The 21,966-nt window shown below is 56.2% G+C and carries 19 protein-coding genes; 13 read left to right on the forward strand and 6 right to left on the reverse strand.

What is annotated here, in order from left to right; genetic code table 11:
• Window positions 1–340 precede the first annotated feature (340 nt).
• The 3 genes from metK (at window position 341) to ABIB59_RS12755 (ending at window position 4,356) form a co-directional block, all read left to right on the forward strand.
• Window positions 341–1,495 carry a methionine adenosyltransferase gene (metK, locus tag ABIB59_RS12745; protein WP_039078000.1) on the forward strand — a complete coding sequence of 385 codons (1,155 nt, stop codon included), beginning with the start codon at window positions 341–343 and terminating at the stop codon, window positions 1,493–1,495.
• 440 nt (window positions 1,496–1,935) lie between these two features.
• Window positions 1,936–3,330, forward strand: a complete 1,395-nt coding sequence (locus ABIB59_RS12750; protein WP_039078001.1) for a sugar porter family MFS transporter — start codon at window positions 1,936–1,938, stop codon at window positions 3,328–3,330.
• Window positions 3,331–3,735: 405 nt separating this feature from the next.
• On the forward strand, window positions 3,736–4,356 hold the full coding sequence (locus tag ABIB59_RS12755) for a response regulator transcription factor (RefSeq protein WP_079497178.1): 621 nt from the start codon (window positions 3,736–3,738) through the stop codon (window positions 4,354–4,356).
• A 9-nt stretch (window positions 4,357–4,365) separates the two neighbouring features.
• Here ABIB59_RS12755 and ABIB59_RS12760 read toward each other — a convergent pair whose 3' ends face one another.
• Genes ABIB59_RS12760 through ABIB59_RS12780 form a run of 5 tightly spaced genes read right to left on the reverse strand, consistent with a single transcriptional unit; the run spans window position 4,366 to window position 11,598 of the window.
• The gene (locus tag ABIB59_RS12760) at window positions 4,366–9,954 is read right to left on the reverse strand and encodes an ATP-binding sensor histidine kinase (RefSeq protein WP_354035669.1); all 5,589 of its coding nucleotides are present in this window, start codon (window positions 9,952–9,954) and stop codon (window positions 4,366–4,368) included.
• A gap of 9 nt (window positions 9,955–9,963) precedes the next feature.
• Window positions 9,964–10,335, reverse strand: a complete 372-nt coding sequence (locus tag ABIB59_RS12765; RefSeq protein ID WP_039078004.1) for a response regulator — start codon at window positions 10,333–10,335, stop codon at window positions 9,964–9,966.
• Between the two features lie 26 nt (window positions 10,336–10,361).
• Window positions 10,362–10,616 (reverse strand): XapX domain-containing protein, encoded by a 255-nt coding sequence (locus ABIB59_RS12770; protein WP_079497176.1) that lies wholly within the window; start codon window positions 10,614–10,616, stop codon window positions 10,362–10,364.
• Window positions 10,617–10,618: 2 nt separating this feature from the next.
• Complete coding sequence (locus tag ABIB59_RS12775; RefSeq protein ID WP_079497175.1) at window positions 10,619–10,849, reverse strand: DUF1427 family protein; 231 nt, start codon at window positions 10,847–10,849, stop codon at window positions 10,619–10,621.
• 59 nt (window positions 10,850–10,908) lie between these two features.
• Window positions 10,909–11,598 carry a hydrolase gene (locus tag ABIB59_RS12780; RefSeq protein ID WP_039078007.1) on the reverse strand — a complete coding sequence of 230 codons (690 nt, stop codon included), beginning with the start codon at window positions 11,596–11,598 and terminating at the stop codon, window positions 10,909–10,911.
• Between the two features lie 335 nt (window positions 11,599–11,933).
• Between ABIB59_RS12780 and ABIB59_RS12785 the strand changes: the two genes are divergently transcribed.
• The 10 genes from ABIB59_RS12785 to ruvX all read left to right on the forward strand — a co-directional run bounded on the left by ABIB59_RS12785 (window position 11,934) and on the right by ruvX (window position 21,091).
• Complete coding sequence (locus ABIB59_RS12785; protein WP_354035672.1) at window positions 11,934–13,808, forward strand: amidohydrolase; 1,875 nt, start codon at window positions 11,934–11,936, stop codon at window positions 13,806–13,808.
• A 5-nt stretch (window positions 13,809–13,813) separates the two neighbouring features.
• Window positions 13,814–14,239, forward strand: coding sequence for a DoxX family protein (locus ABIB59_RS12790; protein ID WP_107223496.1), 426 nt, complete (start codon window positions 13,814–13,816; stop codon window positions 14,237–14,239).
• Complete coding sequence (locus ABIB59_RS12795) at window positions 14,223–15,851, forward strand: MFS transporter (protein ID WP_079497174.1); 1,629 nt, start codon at window positions 14,223–14,225, stop codon at window positions 15,849–15,851. Before ABIB59_RS12790 ends, ABIB59_RS12795 begins: the two co-directional genes overlap by 17 nt.
• Window positions 15,852–15,898: 47 nt before the next feature.
• Window positions 15,899–16,720, forward strand: coding sequence for an alpha/beta fold hydrolase (locus tag ABIB59_RS12800; protein ID WP_335254608.1), 822 nt, complete (start codon window positions 15,899–15,901; stop codon window positions 16,718–16,720).
• Window positions 16,721–16,799: 79 nt separating this feature from the next.
• Window positions 16,800–17,300 carry a SprT family zinc-dependent metalloprotease gene (locus tag ABIB59_RS12805; RefSeq protein ID WP_039078012.1) on the forward strand — a complete coding sequence of 167 codons (501 nt, stop codon included), beginning with the start codon at window positions 16,800–16,802 and terminating at the stop codon, window positions 17,298–17,300.
• A 95-nt stretch (window positions 17,301–17,395) separates the two neighbouring features.
• On the forward strand, window positions 17,396–18,091 hold the full coding sequence (endA, locus tag ABIB59_RS12810) for a deoxyribonuclease I (protein WP_103245264.1): 696 nt from the start codon (window positions 17,396–17,398) through the stop codon (window positions 18,089–18,091).
• Between the two features lie 137 nt (window positions 18,092–18,228).
• On the forward strand, window positions 18,229–18,960 hold the full coding sequence (gene rsmE, locus ABIB59_RS12815) for a 16S rRNA (uracil(1498)-N(3))-methyltransferase (protein WP_354035676.1): 732 nt from the start codon (window positions 18,229–18,231) through the stop codon (window positions 18,958–18,960).
• Window positions 18,961–18,972: 12 nt separating this feature from the next.
• Entirely contained in the window at window positions 18,973–19,920 is a 948-nt protein-coding gene (gshB, locus tag ABIB59_RS12820) for a glutathione synthase (RefSeq protein WP_071195986.1), read from the forward strand.
• Between the two features lie 191 nt (window positions 19,921–20,111).
• Window positions 20,112–20,675: a YqgE/AlgH family protein gene (locus ABIB59_RS12825; RefSeq protein ID WP_039078016.1), complete on the forward strand. Its 564-nt coding sequence runs from the start codon at window positions 20,112–20,114 to the stop codon at window positions 20,673–20,675.
• Complete coding sequence (ruvX, locus tag ABIB59_RS12830; RefSeq protein ID WP_039078017.1) at window positions 20,675–21,091, forward strand: Holliday junction resolvase RuvX; 417 nt, start codon at window positions 20,675–20,677, stop codon at window positions 21,089–21,091. The genes ABIB59_RS12825 and ruvX overlap by 1 nt, the downstream gene beginning before the upstream one ends.
• Window positions 21,092–21,237: 146 nt before the next feature.
• Here ruvX and ABIB59_RS12835 read toward each other — a convergent pair whose 3' ends face one another.
• On the reverse strand, window positions 21,238–21,930 hold the full coding sequence (locus ABIB59_RS12835) for an IclR family transcriptional regulator domain-containing protein (RefSeq protein ID WP_335257000.1): 693 nt from the start codon (window positions 21,928–21,930) through the stop codon (window positions 21,238–21,240).
• Window positions 21,931–21,966: the final 36 nt, after the last annotated feature.

Consider the following 21,966-nt stretch of genomic DNA (forward strand, 5'->3'; position numbering starts at 1 on the left):
CTGGAAGTGGCAACACGAGAAGTCCCGTGCGCTTTTAATATGAGCCGCGCGCGGCGTTTTATACCGATAACGGGGTGAAAATGCAAAATAAAAAATTACGTTGGCGCCATCCATAGGGAAAATTTCTGTAACCAATTCAGACAGAACCTGTGGAGACTCAAAAAACGCTGGCAATGGGATTAAGAATTAACCTAGAATAGCCATCCAGATGTTAATCCATCTATACTGATTAACACTTAGACAGTCCGTGTCGCTACCTGCACGTCCTCGCGGAACAACCGTGAAGGCATCCTGACACAGTGTCTAAGCCAACCGTATTATTCCAGGGTGAAAACACAATATGGCAAAACACCTTTTTACGTCCGAGTCCGTCTCAGAAGGGCATCCTGACAAAATTGCTGACCAAATCTCCGACGCCGTGCTTGATGCGATCCTCGAACAGGATCCGAAAGCGCGTGTTGCCTGTGAAACCTATGTAAAAACCGGCATGGTGCTGGTCGGTGGTGAAATCACTACCAGCGCATGGGTGGATATCGAAGAGATCACCCGTAACACCGTTCGTGAAATTGGTTATATCCATTCTGATATGGGTTTTGATGCCAACTCTTGCGCGGTACTGAGTGCAATTGGTAAACAGTCTCCTGATATTAACCAGGGCGTTGACCGTGCCGATCCGCTGGAGCAGGGTGCAGGCGACCAGGGTCTGATGTTCGGTTATGCGACCAACGAAACCGACGTGCTGATGCCAGCGCCGATCACCTACGCACACCGTCTGGTTGAGCGTCAGGCAGAAGTGCGTAAAAACGGCACCCTGCCGTGGCTGCGCCCGGATGCGAAAAGCCAGGTCACTTTCCAGTATGACGACGGCAAAATCGTCGGCATCGACGCGGTCGTTCTCTCTACTCAGCACGCAGAAGATATCGACCAGAAATCGCTGAAAGAAGCGGTAATGGAAGAGATCATCAAGCCGGTCCTGCCGACCGAGTGGCTGAACGAATCCACCAAATTCTTTATCAACCCGACTGGCCGTTTCGTTATCGGTGGCCCGATGGGTGACTGCGGCCTGACCGGTCGTAAAATCATCGTTGATACCTACGGCGGCATGGCGCGTCACGGTGGCGGCGCGTTCTCTGGTAAGGATCCGTCTAAAGTTGACCGTTCCGCAGCCTACGCAGCCCGTTATGTGGCGAAAAACATCGTAGCGGCTGGCCTGGCTGACCGTTGTGAGATTCAGGTCTCTTACGCTATCGGCGTGGCAGAACCGACCTCTATCATGGTGGAAACTTTCGGTACTGAGAAAGTGCCTGCTGAACAGTTGATCCTGCTGGTGCGCGAGTTCTTCGACCTGCGTCCATATGGTCTGATCCAGATGCTGGACCTGCTGCACCCGATCTATAAGCAAACGGCTGCTTACGGTCACTTTGGTCGCGAAACCTTCCCATGGGAAAAAACCGACAAAGCGGCTCAGTTGCGTGAAGCTGCCGGCCTGAACTAACAGGACGGCGTAGCCCCGGTAAGCGTCTGGGGTGTTTCCCGGATGCGACAGAGTTTAACAGGCCAGCCTTGTGCTGGCCTGCTGCTTTTCAGAGCCCGGTAATACCGCATTTTTACAAAAACCGCCTAAACTTCTAAAGCGTTTTCAATACGTTAATGATAACGATTACATAGCCGCCTTGCTGTTATCGATACTGCTTATTACCCGGTCTTCATTAATTAAAGGCCCGCTGTTACATCCCCCTTTCGGTTTAGTCCGAAACTACCGTCATCCCCTCCCGCCTCTATTTCTTATATCTATAATATTTATCAGTTTTATTTGCCTGCCCGTTTTTGGTCGAATGTAACCGATTACACTTGCGTGACATTCATCACAAAAAACAGCCCGGCATTGACCTACGTTTACCATCGCAAAAACTGATATAACGAATGGAGGGCATCATGCCTGACAATAAAAAACAGGGACATTCAAACAAGGCGATGACCTTTTTTGTCTGCTTCCTTGCTGCACTGGCAGGGCTTCTCTTTGGCCTGGATATTGGTGTTATCGCCGGGGCGCTGCCCTTTATCACCAATGACTTTAAAATTGACTCCCACGTACAGGAGTGGGTGGTCAGTTCAATGATGTTTGGTGCCGCCGTCGGCGCCGTGGGTAGCGGATGGATGTCGTGGAAACTCGGGCGTAAAAAAAGCCTGATGATCGGCGCAATCCTCTTTGTTATTGGTTCTCTGTGTTCTGCCGTTGCCCCTAACGTCGAAGTACTGATTATTTCCCGCATTATTCTTGGTCTTGCTGTGGGGATCGCGTCTTATACCGCCCCGCTCTATCTGTCCGAAATAGCGCCGGAAAAAATCCGTGGCAGTATGATTTCGATGTACCAGTTGATGATCACCATCGGTATTCTCGGTGCTTATCTGTCGGATACGGCATTTAGCTATAGCGGCGCATGGCGCTGGATGCTCGGCGTGATTGTTATTCCGGCGATCCTGCTGCTTATCGGCGTGTTCTTCCTGCCGGATAGCCCGCGCTGGTATGCCGCCAAACGCCGTTTCCATGACGCTGAACGCGTGCTGTTACGCCTGCGTGATACGAGCGCCGAAGCCAAAAACGAGCTGGATGAAATTCGCGAAAGCCTGCAGGTGAAACAGACCGGCTGGGCGCTGTTTAAAGAGAACAACAATTTCCGTCGCGCGGTCTTCCTTGGCGTGCTGTTGCAGGTGATGCAGCAGTTCACCGGTATGAACGTCATCATGTATTACGCGCCGAAAATCTTCGAACTGGCAGGCTACAGTAATACCACACAGCAAATGTGGGGGACGGTCATCGTCGGTCTGACTAACGTCCTGGCCACCTTTATTGCGATCGGCGTTGTCGACCGCTGGGGCCGCAAACCCACGCTGGTGCTTGGCTTCCTGGTGATGGCTGTCGGCATGGGGGTTCTGGGGACCATGCTGCATCTGGGCATTCACTCGCAGGGCGCCCAATACTTTGCCGTCGCCATGCTGCTGATGTTTATTGTCGGGTTTGCCATGAGTGCCGGTCCGGTCATCTGGGTGCTGTGCTCGGAAATTCAGCCGCTGAAAGGGCGTGATTTTGGTATCACCTGCTCAACAGCAACCAACTGGATAGCGAACATGATTGTCGGCGCCACGTTCCTCACCATGCTGGACTCCCTTGGCAACGCCAATACCTTCTGGGTCTATGGTGGCCTGAACGTCCTGTTTATTATCCTGACGCTGTGGCTGGTTCCGGAAACCAAACATATTTCGCTGGAGCATATCGAACGTAATCTGATGAAAGGTCGTCCGCTGCGCGAAATCGGTTCCCATAATTAAGTTGATGGTGTGCCTGTAAACCACTGGCACGCTCTTCCACATGCGATACCGCAGGCCAGCCCTCATCCGACGGCTGGCCTGCTCGCCTTCTGGCAGAATAATCTGAATTTTCTACCCGCTACGGTGACATTCATATCGGCAAAAATTTCCGCCGCCCTGCGCTTGCTGCGGCCAATACGCCATTTTCTATCTTCCAACGCCCCCGACGAGTGAAACGTTAGTTATTACGCCATTCATTTTTATTATTTTCATTTGAAACATGATAATGATAATTATTGTGTTAACATTCAGTTATTCTTTAGTAAAAACATATGTATGTCACTGTAATGTAAGGAACATGGCGGGTGTCGCTTCCCGTCCGTCTTTTCCTTGCACGGGCATATTCTTTAATAGCCAGGAACACGCATGGATCACATTGTTTACGTTGTGGACGATGATAATTCCGTCAGGCAGGCGCTGGTCAGCCTGCTGCGAGCGGAGGATTATCGGGTGGCCGACTTTTCCTCAGCGCAAGCGTTTCTGTCCCACCCTTTTACCTCACAGCCAGGCTGTCTGATTCTGGATATGAATATGCCCGGCGCCAGCGGTTTCGACGTCACCGACGCCCTTTCCCGGCTTGGACATGTGATTCCGGTTATTTTCCTGACCGGTTTTGGCACCATTCCGCTCTCGGTCAAAGCGATGAAGGCAGGGGCATATGAGTTTATGACCAAGCCCGCTGTCCCCGGCTTGCTGCTCCAGGCCGTTGCCGATGCCCTGAAACTGGCGGAGAAAACCCTCGACGAAACGCAAGAGATACAGACGTTGACCACGCGTTATGACTCACTGACGCCGCGCGAAAAAGAGGTGTTTCAACTGGCGATTGGTGGCCTGCTGAATAAACAGATCGCCACCGAAATGGGCGTTAGCGAGATCACCGCCAAAGTACATAAAAAGCGGGTGATGGAGAAAATGCAGGTCCGTTCCCTGACCGATCTGGTCAGGGCTGCAGACCGTCTGAATATTCAAAAAACCCTCGGGCGATAGCGGCCAGGTTCAGGCTTCAGCGGGGTGTGTCGGCAAGGTAAAGGTAAAGACACTGCCGCAAGGCTGGCGAGGTTCCGCCGTCAATTTACCGCCGTGCTTTTCAATAATGCCGTAGCTGATACTCAGCCCCATCCCCATACCCTGCTCCTTGGTGGTATAGAAGGAGTCAAACAGACGCTTGTGCACTTCGGGCGTAAAGCCTACGCCGGTATCGGCGATGGCCAGGCGAATTTTACCAGGTTGCGGATTCTCTGAACTCACCGTCAGCATTAGCGGATGATCGTCTATCTCCGCCATGGCATCGATCGCATTGACGATCAGGTTTAACAGCACCTGCTGTATTTGTACGCTATCGCCAAAAATCTCAGCATCCTGCGCCGCAAGATGGTAATGCAACGCGATCTCCTGACGTTCCAGTTCGCTGCGCGACAGCGCCACAATATGGTAGACAAGGTGATGCAGGTTAATGCGCGTGCAGGCAGAGGTCTGGTTGCGCGTTAGCGCCTGCAAGCCGCGGATAATATTACCCGCCCGCTCGCCCTCGCTGATGATCTCCTCAAGGCTTGCGCGCGCATTACCGAGCATCGCAGGCTCGCGGCTCAGCCAGCGCAGACTGGCGCCCGCATTGGCCACAATCGACATCAGCGGCTGGTTAATCTCATGGGCGATAGAGGCCGTCAGTTGACCAACGGTGGTCGCGCGGGAAACACGGGCGAGATCGGCCTGCGCCACGCGAACCGCATCCTCAGACTGGCGGCGCGCCGTGATATCCGTGATAACGCCGAAATACTCCGCGACGTTAGCCTCATATTCCACCGGGTTGCCCACGCCCAGAATATAACGGCACTCCCCGTCCGGGCGGAAAATACGAAACTCCGCCCGCATGGAGACGCCATTACGCACACTATCGTTAACCAGCGTGTTGATCCGGGGGAAATCCTCCGGATGCACCAGCGTCATAAAGTCGGCCATTGATAACGTACGCTGATGGTCGGGCAGGCCAAGAATGCGCGCATACTCATCGGAAACAAACATCACATCCTGTTCCAGTTCCCAGCGCCAGGTGCCGGTATTGCTGATTTTCTCCCCAAGCATCAGCGAGGTCTGGCTGGCGCGTAGCTCTTTTTCCGCCCGGCGACGCTGCACGTTCTCTTCGACCCGCTCGGCATAAAGGCGCGCAGTCTCCAGCGAAACCGCCGCCTGCGCCGCCAGCATCCTGACGATACGCGAATGTCCGGCGGTGAAAATCTCCGGCATCACCCGATTTTCCAGATACAGCACCCCCACCAGCTTGCCCTGTTTATGCATCGGTACGCACATAATGCCCGCGCCGGACGTTACCAGATAGGGATCCTGACTGAACGGGCCGAACAACTCAGACTTGCTGATACGAATCTCCTGCCCGGTACGCATCACCGCCGCCAGTACCGACAGCGGCATATCGGTAGCCAAGGGGCGCTCCCGGACAATCTGTACCTTCACCCCTTCCGAGGATGTTTCCGCCCACGCCTGGGTTTCGGGAATAGTATTATCAAGGATGCGAATCAACAGCCCACGCTGCGCCCCCGCCCGCTCCAGTAACATCGTCATCAACGTATGGACGAGGCGGTCGAGGTCAATCTCCTCGGTCATGGCACGTACCGCCCGCAAAACACTTTCCAGATCGTGCATCATTTCGTTTTGCGCGAAAGTGATGGTGTCATAAGGCGAACGTGGCCCTGAGGAGGCCAGATGGGGGTACATGCGTTCAAGCTGACGCAGTTTTGCCACCGCCCCCCAGCGCCGCCAGGCGGAGAAAGCATTTTTGAAATAGCCATCTGCGGCGACATGCCAGCCCATCGCTTTGGCAAAACCCCCGGCCAGTTCACACGCCAGCCCGTTCACCGGGTGGCATTCAGTCTCTGCGGAAAGGGCTATCGCGTTTTCGTACCAGCCGATGGCGATATCGTTGCTCTGCTCCAGTCTCGCCAGCTCCGCACGCACCAGCGCCGCCTTGTCGGCAAAGGTCGTCGGGTTATGCTCCGCCCAGCGTGCGATAACGTCATAATGGGCGACAAGGGTTTCCCGCTGTGCGGGCGTCACGGTTGTCGGCGTCACCCTCTGTGCCAGTGAGAGGGCGCTGTAGAAATGGTAATCCAGCAGATGCAGATAGCCCGGCACCATATCGGCTACCGGGGCCGCCTTTTCCAGGCAACGGGAAGCATCGTCATACTCACCCGCCATAAAATGGGCCATTCCCTGATAGAGCCAGAACCAGAAAATGGTCAGCGGTATCGGCTGACTCTCATGCTTATTGGTCGCGTTCAGGAGCGCCTCGGAATAGAGGTTATGACCACTTAAATTGCCCGAACCGGCGCTACGCAAATGGTTAACGTACAGGCGCTGGATAAGAAGCATGACCTCGACATCCGGGAAACGTAGTTTGCGGATAAAACTCAGCCCACCTTCAATGGTCGTCAGCACCCCGTCGAGGTGATCGCCACGGATCAGGAAGTTCATCGTCTGATGGCGGATAATAAAGCAGGCGGCGGTTAAATCCCCGTGCTCGACCGCCGCCGTAAAGCACGCTTTAGCGTGATTCACCGCAACGCTAAGCGGCTTCACCCAGGCACTGCACAAATCCACCGCCAGAAAGGTACGGCCCATAAAGGGGGTTAGAGGTTGCTCCTCAACCAAATCGCGCCCCAGCAGCGTATACCTGTACCCCTTTTCGTAGGCGTGATAGCGACAACCAATCATGACGCCGTACCAGGCAATCGCCGTGGTAAACGCGCCGCTAACGCCATGCTCCAGGGTCATCAGTATGACCCGGCAGAGTAAAAGAAAATGCAGGCGCGGGGCGGTAAACGCGGCAAACATACTGGCGCTGAGCATCAGGTTGATGACGGCTTCTGCCTCGGGGTTATTAATTCGCGCAAGCTGGCGAAAATGGCTTTCCGGCTCATCCCCAAGACGGGCCTCAATGATTTGCCAGCCCTCGTCGCACTCCGCATCTGTCGGCGCACGGCTCAGGTGAATACCGAACACCGCAAGCCAGGCCAGGGCGGTCTCCAGCGCAAGGCTCATATCCGACTGTCGCATCTGCACTTCTGCCATCATGCCTGCGGTAATCGCCTTTTGTTGCAGGCTGCCGGGCGCGCGCAGGAGTTGATGACACAGGGTCAGCGCAGATGGAAGATTACCCTGCAAAAACTCACACTCCGCCTCTTCAAAAACGAGCGCGAAATCCTCATCAGGCGCGGTAATCAGGGCATCTTCTTTCAATAACCGCGCGGTACGCAGATAGCGCACCGCCGAGGCGTAATCCCCGGTCAACCGGGCGCGCTGCGCGGCAAGACGGCAGATCGCACGATAATGGTCGCGTTCGGGAGATACGCGAATACAGTCGATGGATGACGCAATGTGGTGGACCGCCAGAAACAGATTTTCATTGCTGTCATTTTGTGAGACGGCCTCAGTAAAGAACCGCGCGGCAGCGAAATTGAGATGACAAATATCATCCGCTTCGAGCAATTCCTGCGCCGCCTTCTGCACCCGATCATGGGTAAAGGCATACTGGTCGCCGCTGCGGCTGATCAGTCGGGCGGCAACCGCAGGCAGCAGATGTTCATGTAGCAGCTCCGGCGCTATCTTCTGCATCGCGCTGAGCAGTTCGGGATTACCGTTTCCCCCCACGCAGGCCAGACAACCCAGCAGCCTGCGCGTCAGGGGGGGCATCTCCGCCAGTTGTTGCAGGACCAGGCTTGCCACATTTTCCGTGTAATTACGTGAACGGATCGCCTGTGCGTCGTAGTGCAACTTGCCGTGCTGTTTGTGATGGGTAATCAGCCCGTCTTTGACGATGCGCTGAATAAACTCATGGGTAAAGAGTGGGTTACCACCGGTTTTTTCGTGGATCAGCGCCGCCAGTTCGCCAAGGCAGGCGGCCCGCGTCTGCAACAGTTCCGCCAGCCATCGCGACACCGCTTTCACGCTCAACGGCTCAGGCCGCAGCTCGACGGTATAGCGGGCACCGACGCGCAGTGTCGACAACTGCGCCTGTTCGCTGGCATCCGCAAACACACCGCTGTCAGCGTAGGAAACCACCAGCAGCAGCGGCAGCGACTCGCTGCAACTGATAAGGTGTTCCAGCAGGTGCAGGCTGGCCTGATCTATCCAGTGAATATCATCAATCAGCAGAACCAGCGGTCGGTCCGGGGTGGCAAACGCCTCAACCAGCCGATGCGCCATCATATTGAAACGCATTCGGCTATCCGCCGCCTGGGTATTCACAACAGCCAGGGGCGGGTTTTCAAGCAGTAGACCTAACTCCGGCACCAGATTGACCGCCAGCGCGGCATGAACGCCAAGCGCCCGTGTTAAACGCATTTTCCAACGGGCCACCTCTTCCGCCCCCTGACCGAGTAACCAAAGGGTCAGCGCGCGAAACGCAGAGGCAATGACCGTATAAGGCAGAACCGGCGAATACTGGTCGGCCTTACTCACGGCGAGTAACGCCTGCCGCTGTTGCAGCTTCCTGAGCGCCGAGGCAATGAGCGAAGATTTACCGCAGCCCGGCGGCCCACCGATCGTGACCAGGGCATGCGCGCCACTTTCCACCACCCGGTCAAATACCGTCAGCAGTTGATGGTGCTGCGGATGGTCGAGAAAAAGCGGGTCCGGCTGCAAACGCGCGGCTACCCGGTCCTGCAAGCCGGGAATAAACGGCGTAATTTCACCATTTTTGGCCAGCGAAGCCTCGCAGCGACGCAGATCGGCAATCAACCCGTCGACCGTCTGGTAACGATTGTCCGGCGATTTTTCCAGCAGTCGCAAAATAATATCCGACAGCGTTGGCGGAACCGATGAGCGTACCTGTCGGGGTGGTCTGGGAGCGGAGGCAATATGGTGATGGGCCCATTCCGCCTGCCCGCCTTCGCTGAGATCGAAAGGCAGCTCGCCGGTCAGCAACTCGTAGAGCACAATGCCAAGGCTATAGAGATCGCTGCGGCTGTCGACCCTGTCCGGCGTACGGGAGGTGTGCTCCGGCGACATATACGCCAGCGTACCGCCAGGCTCCGTCAGGCGAGACGGGTCAAAGGCATCCGTCCCTTCGCTGGCGAGGCCAAAACCGCCCAAACGGTAAGCGCCGCCGGGGTCGATAAAAAAGTGACCGGGTTTGATATCGCTGTGCATTAATCCCTGCGCATGCATCTGGCGTAGCGGGGCACACAGGCCAATGGCAACCGAAAGAAAATCGGCAATGCTTCGGGTGCGCAGGCGGGGCAGTTGTGCAAGCGTGCGGAAAGGAAATGGCGTATAGACCAGCGCGTAATGGCCATGGTAACTGGTACTGCTGAACGGCTTTACCGCCCATGCGCCAGAGAGTCGCCTGCGCAGCGCAAATTCATTTTTTAAGCGTTGAGTGGTATGAAACGCGGCTTCATCACTTGAGACGGCCGCGCAGGCAAGAATAAAACTGCTGCCGGAGTGTAGCGGCTGGCAAAGTGTCCAGGCGATCCCTCCTTCCTGCGTCAGCGGAGTGAAAATGATGTCATCGGTTAAGGTGACCACCTCACCATCCATCATTTTACCGGCAGCAGAAAGTTTCTCGCTCATTAGCGCTCCTCACACAGAGAGTTCGCGGCGGATCTGTTCCAGCAGCGTTTCAATTTTAATGGGCTTACGCAGTAGCGTAACGCCCCCGAACTCTGGAGCATAACGCGACAGGTTTTCATCTTCATGTCCGGAGATAAAAATCACCGGCGGCGGCGCGGCAAGTTGAGCTACCCGGCGATACAGGTCCAGGCCACTCATGCCTTTGAGCTTGATATCAATAATAAGCAGAGATGCGTCAGACAGCGCGGATTCATGATGAAGAAATGCCTCTGCAGAGTCGAAGGCGTCAGAGTCGTACCCCTCCGACTGGAGCAGGTTGCTTAATCCACTACGGACGGAACGTTCATCATCAATAATGACAATGCGCGGTGACAGCCTCATGCCGTACTCCTCTGTCTGCCCTCAGGCTAAGGGGCGCGTTTGTCGTCAGGAGGTGGCGTACCGCTGATTTTGGGCACACATTCATGACGAAACCAGGCCATTGTCACCGGCTCGCGGCGCAGAAGTCGACGGGCGAGCGGAATCAGTTGTTCGCCGACCAGCATACCAAAAAGGCCCAGCAGGGCGACGATCGGTGGTGCGGGTGAGTGAACCTGCATTGCGCCATAGATAACACCCACTAACAGGCCCGTTGCCAGGGAAATTACGTACGATTTCAACATGGTTAGCCTGCCTCTGGATGACGGTCCGCCGTTTGCACTGCGGCCTGCGGCTGACTAATGGCGGCCTGGGGTTCATGGTGTGAGCGCAGCGCTGAGACCGCCTGCTCTCCCGCCAGCATGCCTAGCAGCCCCACCAGGGCTACCGCCGGCGGGGCTGGCGAACGGACGTTCAGCAAAGCATAGACCAGCCCAATAAACACACCTGCGCCGAGGGAAATGAGCGCTGTACTCATGGTCATTCTCCCCTTATCGGGTTCAGAGCCGGGCGACGCTGACGCACCGCCCCTGCACATTATTTATTGGCCGGCACCGGCGCCAGAGTACGGTGCGCCCCTTTGGCACGCGCTGGCGCTTTGTGCACCATGGTATACGCGTAATCAACGCCCATCCCGTAAGCACCGGAGTGTTCTTTGACGATATCCATCACCGCGTTGTAGGTCTCTTTGTGCGCCCAGTCGCGCTGCCACTCCAGCAACACCTGCTGCCAGGTCACCGGGATCACACCCGCCTGAATCATGCGCTGCATCGCGTAATCATGCGCTTCTTTCGAGGTACCGCCGGAAGCGTCAGCCACCATATAGATTTCATAGCCGCCTTCCAGCATGGCACACAGGGCGAACGTGTTGTTGCACACTTCCGTCCACAGGCCGGATACCACCACTTTTTTCTGGCCATTTTTCGCCAGCGCATCACGCACTTTCTGGTCATCCCAGGAGTTCATGGATGTGCGCTCAAGAAGGTCGTGCTCGGGGAATACGTCCAGCAGTTCAGGGAAGGTATTTCCGGAGAAGCTTTCCGTCTCAACGGTGGTGATGGTGGTCGGAATGTTGAAAACTTTTGCCGCTTTCGCCAGGCCAACAACATTGTTTTTCAGCACCTGGCGGTCAATAGACTGCACGCCAAACGCCATCTGCGGCTGCTGATCGATAAAAATAATCTGGCAATTCTGGGGAGTCAGTACTTCAAGCTTAGCGTTGGTCATAAGAATACCCGTTGTCGTTAAGTAGCAGTTTCCCGTGAAAGGGGAGCGGACGTTTTGCTGACAGTGACCGGGGTATTCTCGCGCTGCTCAAACAGGCGAAATGACGTTCGTCCCGGACGCTGCTGTCGGGACGGATAGTAAGAGTTGTCAGAAATGAGAACTATTATCTCTGTGTATAACTATACGTTCGTATAGGTATACCTTCGTATAACTAGACGCCGTTTTCGCCAGCTCACCATAATCCCTCCCACTTCCACGCTCTGTTCTGACGGAGCATCGCATCTTATCGTCCGGCGGGATTATGCCTGCTTCGGATGTCTCAGACAGGAGGATTTATGGTCTCGCTCGGCAAAGCTGAACTGATATTACTCAACGGCAAATTTCATACGGTAGACAGGGAAAACCCGGTTGCAGAAGCGGTCGCCATCCGTGACGGCAAATTCCTGGCGGTAGGCTCCCAGGCCGAAGTGATGGAATATCACAGCGACGGCAGCAAAGTGGTGGATCTCAAAGGCAGCACCGCCATTCCAGGGCTTAACGACTCGCACCTGCACCTGATTCGCGGCGGTCTCAACTATAACCTCGAACTGCGCTGGGAAGGAGTACCGTCGCTGGCGGACGCCCTGCGGATGCTGAAAGAACAGGCGCTGCGCACCCCCTCGCCACAATGGGTACGCGTGGTGGGCGGCTGGAGCGAATTCCAGTTTGCCGAACGCCGGATGCCGACACTCGAGGAGATCAACGACGCCGCGCCGGATACCCCGGTCTTTATCCTTCATCTCTATGACCGCGCCCTGCTCAACCGCGCCGCCCTGCGCGTTGTCGGCTACACCAAAGATACGCCGAACCCGCCAGGAGGAGAGATCCAGCGCGACAGCAACGGCAATCCCACCGGCATGCTGATTGCGCGGCCAAATGCCATGATCCTCTATGCCACGCTGGCCAAAGGGCCGAAGCTGCCGCTGGAACAGCAGGTTAACTCCACCCGTCAGTTTATGCGCGAGCTAAACCGTCTGGGCCTCACCAGCGCTATCGACGCGGGCGGCGGCTTCCAGAACTACCCCGAAGACTATGAAGTGATAAGCGAACTGCACGCCAAAGAGCAGATGACCATCCGCATCGCCTACAACCTCTTTACCCAGCGCCCCGGCCATGAGCTGGAGGATTTCGAGAAATGGACCGACATGCTGACTCCGGGTCAGGGCACCGATTTCTTCCGTCACAACGGCGCGGGTGAAATGCTGGTGTTCTCTGCCGCGGATTTTGAAGATTTCCTTGAACCGCGCCCGGACCTCGCGCCAGGCATGGAAGATGAGCTGGAGCGCGTGGTGCGCCATCTGGTGGAGCATCGCTGGCCGTTCCGCCTGCACGCCACCTATAACGAATCCATCAGCCGCATGCTCGATGTGTTTGAGCGCGTGAACCGCGATATTCCGTTCAATGGCCTGCACTGGTTCTTTGACCACGCAGAAACCGTGACCCAGCAAAACATTGACCGCATCAAAGCGCTGGGCGGCGGTATTGCCGTGCAGCACCGTATGGCGTTTCAGGGTGAGTACTTCGCGGAACGTTATGGCATGGACGCGGTGCGCCACACGCCGCCGGTGACGAAAATGCTCGAAACCGGCGTACCGGTCGGGCTGGGAACCGATGCGACCCGCGTGGCCAGCTACAATCCGTGGACGGCGTTGTACTGGCTGGTCTCCGGGCGCACCGTCGGCGGTATGCAGATGTACGACGTTAATGCGCGCCTGGACCGCGACACCGCGCTGATGCTCTGGACACAGGGCAGCGCCTGGTTCTCAAGCGAACAGGGCAAAAAAGGCCAGATTAAAGTGGGCCAACTGGCTGACCTCGCCGTGCTGAGCAAGGATTATTTCCGCATACCGGAAGAGGAGATCAAAGGCATTGAGTCGGTGCTGACCGTAGTCAATGGCAATATCGTCTATGCCGCAGGCGGTTTCAGCTCAGAAGCCCCGCCTGCAATTCCGGTGCTGCCGGAGTGGTCGCCGGTGGTCAACGTGCCGGGTCACTACCGCAGCGCGCCGCCACAGCAAACACGTGTCGGCATGATGCCCGCCGCACACCACTGTAGCGGCCCGTGCGGCGTGCATAACCACCAGCATGGTGTGGCACGCGGATCTTCCATTCCGGTTTCAGACGATAACGCCTTCTGGGGCGCGCTCGGCTGTAGCTGCTTTGCGTTCTGATGCCTATGAAAAATACAACGCTGATGTCGCCCCGTATTGATGCGGGGCTGTTCTTCCTGCGCCTGACCGGCGGGCTGCTGCTTCTCTATGTGCATGGTCTGCCGAAGGTGCTGAATTTTCATGAAGAGCTCACCCGCATTGAGGATCCGTTCGGCTTTGGCCCCTGGTTCAGCCTGCTACCTGCCATTCTGGCAGAGGTGGTATGTCCGATATTCATCATTTTCGGTGTTGGCACGCGGCTGGCCTGTCTGCCGATTATCGGCGTGCTGCTGGTTGCCATGCTGGCTGTGCACCCGCAATGGAGTATCGCGGAAGGACAATTTGGCTGGCTGCTGCTCATCATCTTCACCACGCTGGCATTAACCGGCCCGGGTAAATGGCGGGTAAATATGCCGGGCAACCAGGAGTTCAGGCATGGCGCAAGTCAATGATGTTCACGCGGCGACGGTACAAACCCCGTCGGCCGCATCCGCTGGCGCCTCCTCCTGGCAGCCACTGCGCCAGCCGGTATTTCGGATGCTATGGATTGCCACGGTGGTCTCCAACATCGGTTCATGGATGAACGATGTGGGGGTGAACTGGACCATGCTGACGTTAAGCGCCAACCCGCTTTCCGTAGCGCTGGTTCAGGCGGCGAGCAGTCTGCCGATGTTTCTCTTTGCCCTCCCTTCCGGGGTGATGGCGGACATTGTCGACCGACGCAAATATCTGCTGTTTTCCCAGTTGTGGGTGTTTATTGCCGCCAGCGGGCTAACCCTGCTCTCTTTTGCCGGGTTAGTAACGCCAACGGTGCTGCTGGTTGCGGCCTTCTTATTAAGCACTGGCGCGGCCATGAGTTCTCCGCCGTTTCAGGCCATCGTGCCGGACCTGGTGGAAAAACACGAACTGGCCCCGGCCATCGCGCTGAACTCGCTCGGCATTAACATCAGCCGCGCCATCGGCCCGGCGCTGGGCGGGCTGATCCTCTCTTTTGCCGGACCGTGGGTGGTATTCGCGCTCAATGCGACATCAGTGCTGGGCGTCGCCTGGGTGCTGTGGCGCTGGAAAGCAGAACCGTTGATTCAGCGCCTGCCGCCGGAGCACTTTTTCCCCGCCGTTCGCGCCGGGCTGCGCTATGTGCATGCCGCTCCGGTACTGCGTAACGTGCTGGTGCGTACCGTGGCGTTCTTTACCTTCGCCAGCGCAGGCTGGGCGCTGCTGCCGCTGGTGGCCCGCCGTGAACTGGGCCTTGGGCCTGGCGGTTACGGCATCATGCTGGCCTGTATCGGCCTGGGGGCGATTTGCGGTGCGATTGTGCTACCGCGTTTACGTAAGCGCTTCAACCCGGACCGGCTGATGGTGATTAACAGCGTGATTTTCGCGATCAGCATGCTGGCGCTGGCGTTTATCCGTCATTTCTGGCTGCTCAATGCGTTTGAATTCTTAACCGGTTTCGCCTGGATTGCGGTGCTCTCCACCCTCAATGTCGGGGCGCAGCGTAGCGCCGCCAAATGGGTGAAAGCCCGCGCGCTGGCGGTCTATCTGACCGTATTTTTTGGTTCGATGACGCTCGGTAGCGCCATCTGGGGCCAACTGGCATCGCACTTTAGTATTCCTGCCTCATTGTGCGTGGCAACGGTGGGCATGCTGCTGGCAAGCCTGACGGTGCTGCGCTGGCAACTGAATAAAGATCCTGACCTCAATCTGGACATTCGTGATATCGACAGTAATGCCCAGGCGCTCGATATCTCACATGAACGTGGCCCGGTCATGGTGATGTATGAATATCTGATCGATCCCGAGGATGTCTCGCGCTTCGTCGTCTGTATCCAGGAGATTCGCCGGGTGCGGGTACGCGGCGGCGCACTGAGCTGGTCTGTGTATGAGGATATCCAGCGCCCCGGCGTCTTTGTGGAGTCGTTCGTGGTCGGCACCTGGATTGAACATCTGCGCCAACTGGAGCGCCACACGGTAAATGACCTGCTGATTCAAAGTAAGGTACAGGCCTTCCATCGCGGCGGACATCTTCCCGAAGCACGTTATCTGATAGCACCCATAATGTAACAGTTACCCACATCAACCCAAGCAAGAGCGACAGTGAGGATTTACGTATGAGCACAATCAAAACGCAGGACGGTACGCAGATTTATTACAAAGACTGGGGCGCGGGAAAACCGGTATTGTTTAGCCACGGCTGGCCGCTGGATGGCGATATGTGGGACAGCCAGTTGAATTTCCTGGCCGAACGCGGCTATCGCGTTATCGCCTTTGACCGCCGCGGTTTTGGCCGCTCCGACCAGCCGTGGGAAGGGTACAACTACGACACCTTCGCCTCCGACATTAACGATCTCATCACCACGCTTGATCTGCAGGATGTGACGCTGGTGGGCTTCTCCATGGGCGGTGGCGATGTGTCGCGCTATATCGGTCGTTACGGCACGGCGCGCGTTAAAGCGCTGGCCCTGCTGGGTGCGGTGACACCGATTTTCGGCAAAACGGCGGACTACCCGCAGGGTGTCGATGCCAGCGTTTTCGAGGGTATTCGCGACGGGCTGCGCAAAGACCGGGCGCAGTTTATCAGCGATTTCGCCACGCCGTTCTATGGCATTAACGCCGGGCAGACGGTTTCCCAGGGTGTACTGACCCAGACGCTGAATATTGCTTTGCTGGCCTCACTCAAAGGGACCATTGATTGCGTTACAGCTTTCGGCGAGACCGACTTCCGTTCGGATATTGCCAAAGTTGACGTGCCGACGCTGGTGATCCATGGCAGCAACGACCAGATCGTACCGTTCGAATCGACCGGTAAAGTGGCTGCAGAAATGATCCCAGGCGCGCAGTTAAAAGTGTATGACAACGCGCCGCACGGTTTTGCGGTGACCCATCAGGATCAACTGAACAACGATCTGCTGACCTTCCTGCAATCGCTATAAGCCAGAATGAAGCCTCGCTCCCTGTCCGGAGGAGGCTTTTTCTTGCACTCCCCCGCTCCCCGCCCTATCCTCTGCGATTATGAAAACCTCCCGTCTCCCCATCGCTATACAGCAGGCCGTAATGCGCAGCCTGCGGGAAAAACTTGCCCTGGCCAATCAGAAACTTGAGCGTAACTATCCGGAACCCAAACTGGTTTATCAGCAACGGGGCACTGCGGCAGGCACAGCCTGGCTCAATACGTATGAAATCCGCCTGAACCCCGTGTTGCTGATGGAAAACCAACAGGCGTTTATCGACGAGGTGGTGCCGCACGAGCTGGCGCATTTGCTGGTGTGGAAACATTTCGGCCGCGTTCCGCCACACGGTAAAGAGTGGAAATGGATGATGGAAAGCGTGCTCGGCGTCCCTGCGCGCCGTACTCACCAGTTTGAGCTGGAGTCGGTGCGGCCCAATACCTTTCCCTACCGCTGCAAGTGCCAACAGCATCAGTTGACCGTGCGGCGACATAATCGTGTGGTACGCGGTGAGACCACCTATCGCTGCGTACAGTGCGGCGAAACGCTGGTACCTGAGCGCTAATTACATGAACCATTAAGAATGTTTTCCGCGCCAACTGATTGCATCTGACAATCGCTTCCGCTACGTTGCGCACTCCAGTTGACAGGGAGTTTGCAATGTTACGCGTTATCTCATCTTTACTGCTTATCCTCAGCGCGCCGGTACTGGCGGACGGCATCAATAGCTTCGCGCAGGCCAAAGCCGCCGGGGTTAAAGTCAACGCCGACGTTCCGGGCGACTTTTATTGCGGCTGTAAAATTCAGTGGCAGGGAAAAAAAGGGGTGGTCGATCTGGCCTCCTGCGGTTATAAGGTGCGCAAAAATGAAAACCGCGCCAGCCGTATTGAATGGGAGCATGTTGTCCCGGCCTGGCAATTCGGCCATCAGCGTCAGTGCTGGCAGGATGGCGGGCGGAAAAACTGCGCCAAAGACCCTATTTATCGCAAGATGGAAAGCGATATGCACAACCTGCAACCCGCCGTGGGTGAAGTGAATGCCGATCGCGGCAACTTTATGTACGGCCAGTGGAATGGTGGCGAAGGCCAGTACGGGCGCTGTGAAATGAAGATCGACTTCAAGGCCAAACTGGCCGAGCCGCCTGCCAGCGCCCGTGGTGTGATTGCCCGCACCTACTTCTATATGCGCGATCAGTATCAGCTCACCCTGTCGCGCCAGCAGACACAGCTTTTTACCGCCTGGGATAAACTCTACCCGGTGACCGACTGGGAATGTACGCGTGAGTCGCGTATCGCTCAGGTCCAGGGGAATCATAACCCTTACGTGCAGCGCGCTTGCATGGCGCGAAAGAGCTAACCTACACTAGCGGCAATTGTAAATTTTGCAGGTGTATTGCCCCTCACCCCACCCCTCTCTCTACAAGGGAGAGGCCGCAAATCGCGACCTGTTAAGGTGAGGGGAAATGCGCCACATTTCACACGGAAATCTGAACTATGCGCGTCCCACGCATCTACCACCCTGAACTCATCCAGACTGGCACTGAAATCGCCCTCGCCGACGATGCGGCAAACCATGTTGGCCGCGTATTACGTATGGGCCAGGGGCAGGCTATTCAGCTCTTTGACGGTTCGAACCAGGTGTTTGACGCCGAAATCACCCGCGCCGATAAAAAGAGCGTTATCGTTAAGGTGACCCAGGGAGAGGTGGACGATCGGGAGTCACCGCTGCATATTCATCTGGGCCAGGTGATGTCTCGCGGCGAGAAAATGGAATTTACTATCCAGAAATCAATCGAACTGGGTGTAAGCCTCATTACGCCACTTTTTTCTGAGCGCTGCGGCGTTAAACTGGATGCCGAGCGCCTGAATAAAAAGATTCAGCAGTGGCAGAAGATCGCCATCGCCGCCTGTGAACAGTGTGGTCGTAACCGTATTCCTGAGATTCGCCCGGCAATGGATCTCGAACAGTGGTGTGCAGAAGAAGAGAACGGCCTTAAGCTGAATCTTCACCCGCGCGCCAGCCAGAGCATTAATACTCTGCCGTTGCCAGTGGAACGCGTACGATTACTGATTGGCCCGGAAGGCGGGTTGACGACAGACGAAATCGCCATGACCTCGCGCCACCAGTTTACTGATATTCTGTTGGGACCCCGCGTATTGCGCACAGAGACAACTGCCCTTACCGCCATTACCGCGCTGCAGGTGCGTTTTGGCGATCTGGGTTAAACGGAGAAGCCTATGATTAAGCTCGGCATCGTGATGGACCCCATCGCGCAGATTAATATCAAAAAAGACACCAGCTTCGCCATGCTGCTCGAAGCGCAGCGTCGTGGCTACGAACTGCACTATATGGAAATGGCGGATCTTTACCTGATCAACGGCGAAGCCCGTGCGCGTACCCGTCTGCTTTCCGTCGAGCAAAACTACGACAAATGGTACGAGTTTGGCGACGAGCAGGATATCGAACTCGCCTCGCTGGATGTGGTGCTGATGCGTAAGGACCCGCCGTTCGATACTGAATTTATCTACGCCACCTATATCCTTGAACGTGCGGAAGAAAAAGGCACGCTGATCGTCAATAAGCCGCAGAGCCTGCGCGATTGTAACGAAAAGCTGTTTACCGCCTGGTTCCCTGACCTGACCCCGGAAACGCTGGTGACGCGCAATAAAGCGCAGCTTAAAGCGTTCTGGCAAAAGCATACCGATATCATCCTCAAGCCGCTGGACGGCATGGGCGGCACCTCGATTTTCCGCGTCAAAGAGGGCGATCCGAACCTGGGGGTTATCACCGAAACGCTGACCGAGTTGGGCACCCGCTACTGCATGGCGCAGAACTATCTGCCGGCTATCAAAGATGGCGACAAACGTGTGCTGGTGGTGGATGGCGAGCCGGTTCCATACTGCCTGGCGCGTATCCCGCAGGGTGGCGAAACGCGTGGTAACCTGGCCGCCGGTGGCCGCGGCGAGCCGCGTCCGCTGACCGAAAGCGACTGGGCGATTGCCCGCCGCGTCGGCCCGACGCTGAAAGCCAAAGGGCTGATTTTCGTCGGTCTGGATATCATTGGCGACCGTCTGACCGAAATTAACGTCACCAGCCCCACCTGCGTGCGCGAGATCGAGGCGGAGTTCCCGATCTCTATTACCGGCATGCTGATGGACGCAATCGAGAAACGCCTGGCGAAATAATAAATATATTTACCCTCGATAATTCGGGTTGCTCAACGGTGCCAGGGCACAGACAGCGCGAATTATTGCAGGTAAAGGGATGGCGGGAGGGAACCCGCTCATAAACTCCAAAGTCTGGCTAGTGACAGCGTGCAGCTTTCCCCTCATACTAGGCTGCTGCTTTTTTGAACCAGGAAACAGAACCTCTGACAATGAATTTACAGCATCACTTTCTTATTGCCATGCCTGCTCTCCATGATCCCCTTTTTCGGCGATCGGTGGTTTATATTTGCGAATACAACGAAGACGGTGCCATGGGGCTTATCATCAATAAGCCGCTGGAAAACCTGAAAGTTGAAAGCGTCCTGGAGAAACTGAAAATTAACCCGGAAGCACGCGATCCGGCCATTCGTCTGGATAAACCCGTGCTGCTTGGCGGCCCACTGGCGGAAGATCGCGGGTTTATTCTGCACACGCCGCCTGCCAGCTTCTCTTCCAGCATTCGCGTCTCGGATAACACCGTAATCACTACCTCGCGCGATGTTCTGGAGACCCTGGGCACGGCCGATCAACCTAAGGACGTGCTGGTCGCGCTGGGCTATTCCTCATGGGAAAAAGGCCAGCTTGAACAGGAGATCCTGGATAACGCCTGGCTTACCGCTCCTGCGGATCAAAATATCCTGTTTAAAACGCCTATCGCTGACCGCTGGCGGGAAGCGGCAAAACTTATCGGCATTGATATTTCGACCATGCCGGGCGTGGCGGGACATGCCTGATGAGCGGAACCCTGCTGGCCTTTGATTTTGGTACCAAAAGTATTGGCGTCGCCATCGGACAACGCGTGACCGGTACAGCGCGCCCGCTGAATGCTCTGAAAGCGCAAGACGGGACGCCGGACTGGAAACTTATCGAGAAGCTGTTAAAAGAGTGGCAGCCGGAAGCCGTTATTGTCGGCCTGCCGCTGAATATGGATGGCACAGAGCAGCCCTTGACCGCGCGTGCGCGCAACTTCGCCAATAAAATCCATGGCCGCTTCGGCGCAAAAATTATTTTGCATGATGAGCGGCTGAGTACGGTAGAAGCCCGTGCGGGTCTGTTTGAACGCGGCGGTTTTCGTGCATTGAATAAAGGCAGTGTTGATTCTGCCTCTGCGGTTATCATCCTCGAAAGCTACTTCGAGCAGCATCTGTAATTCTCAGGCTGAGCGCCGCTCAGCCTTTTTTGCCTTCTCCCTTCCTCAAAACGCAATCCCCCGATCCCCCTCACATTTCCAGGGCGTGCTTTTTGCTTTTTCAGTAATGTTTCTATAAAAGAAACATTAGTCAGAAATTAAATGCGTCAGGGTTTCTGTGTCAGCCGCCGTGCCAGAGTGTGAAGTTCGCTCAGGCGTTCATCAATGACAGCGTCGTCAACCTGCCACATTCCGGCAAACGCCAGCGCGGCAGAGTGCGCGCCAAGAGGCTTCGCCATTGATACCTCGCCGTCATCGTGATGCCAGACCACGCGTCCAAGCTCACGCTGTTGGGCGATATGCGGCGCAAGTTGCTGCCACTGTGCGTCGACAAAACGTTTTTGCAGTTCTTCATCGCTCTCTGCCGCCAGAAGCGACATACCGATGACCGACTGCCATGCAGGAAGCATATGAAAACCGGCCAGCGCCTGGCTCATCTGGCTACCGGGTTCAGAGTGATAGATATAAATCACCTGATCCTCCCAGAGCACGCCCATCGCCACCACGATATCTTTGGGCGCGTAGCTTTCCAGCAGGGGGAGCGCCTGGGAAAAGAGTGCCGAGCCGCGTATCGCCTGCGCCGCGAGCGCATGAATACCGGGGCCGGGAAGGTAACGACGCTGCTCATCCTGCATCGTCAGGCCGATGGACGCCATCGTCATCAGCAACCGGTTTACACGGGTGGTATTTATGCCCATCAGACGCGCCAGTTCGCGACAGCCAATCGCGCGGCCGCTGGAGACCAGGTACTGCAGGCAGCGAATGCCATCAATCAGGCTTTGGTTCGGTTGTGAGGACATAACAGGCTTTATCTCTCAGGTGGCAGGAATTTTCGA

Origin of the sequence: Citrobacter sp. UYEF32 (genome assembly GCF_040546205.1) — a bacterium.
GTDB classification, from domain to species: Bacteria; Pseudomonadota; Gammaproteobacteria; order Enterobacterales; family Enterobacteriaceae; genus Phytobacter; species Phytobacter diazotrophicus.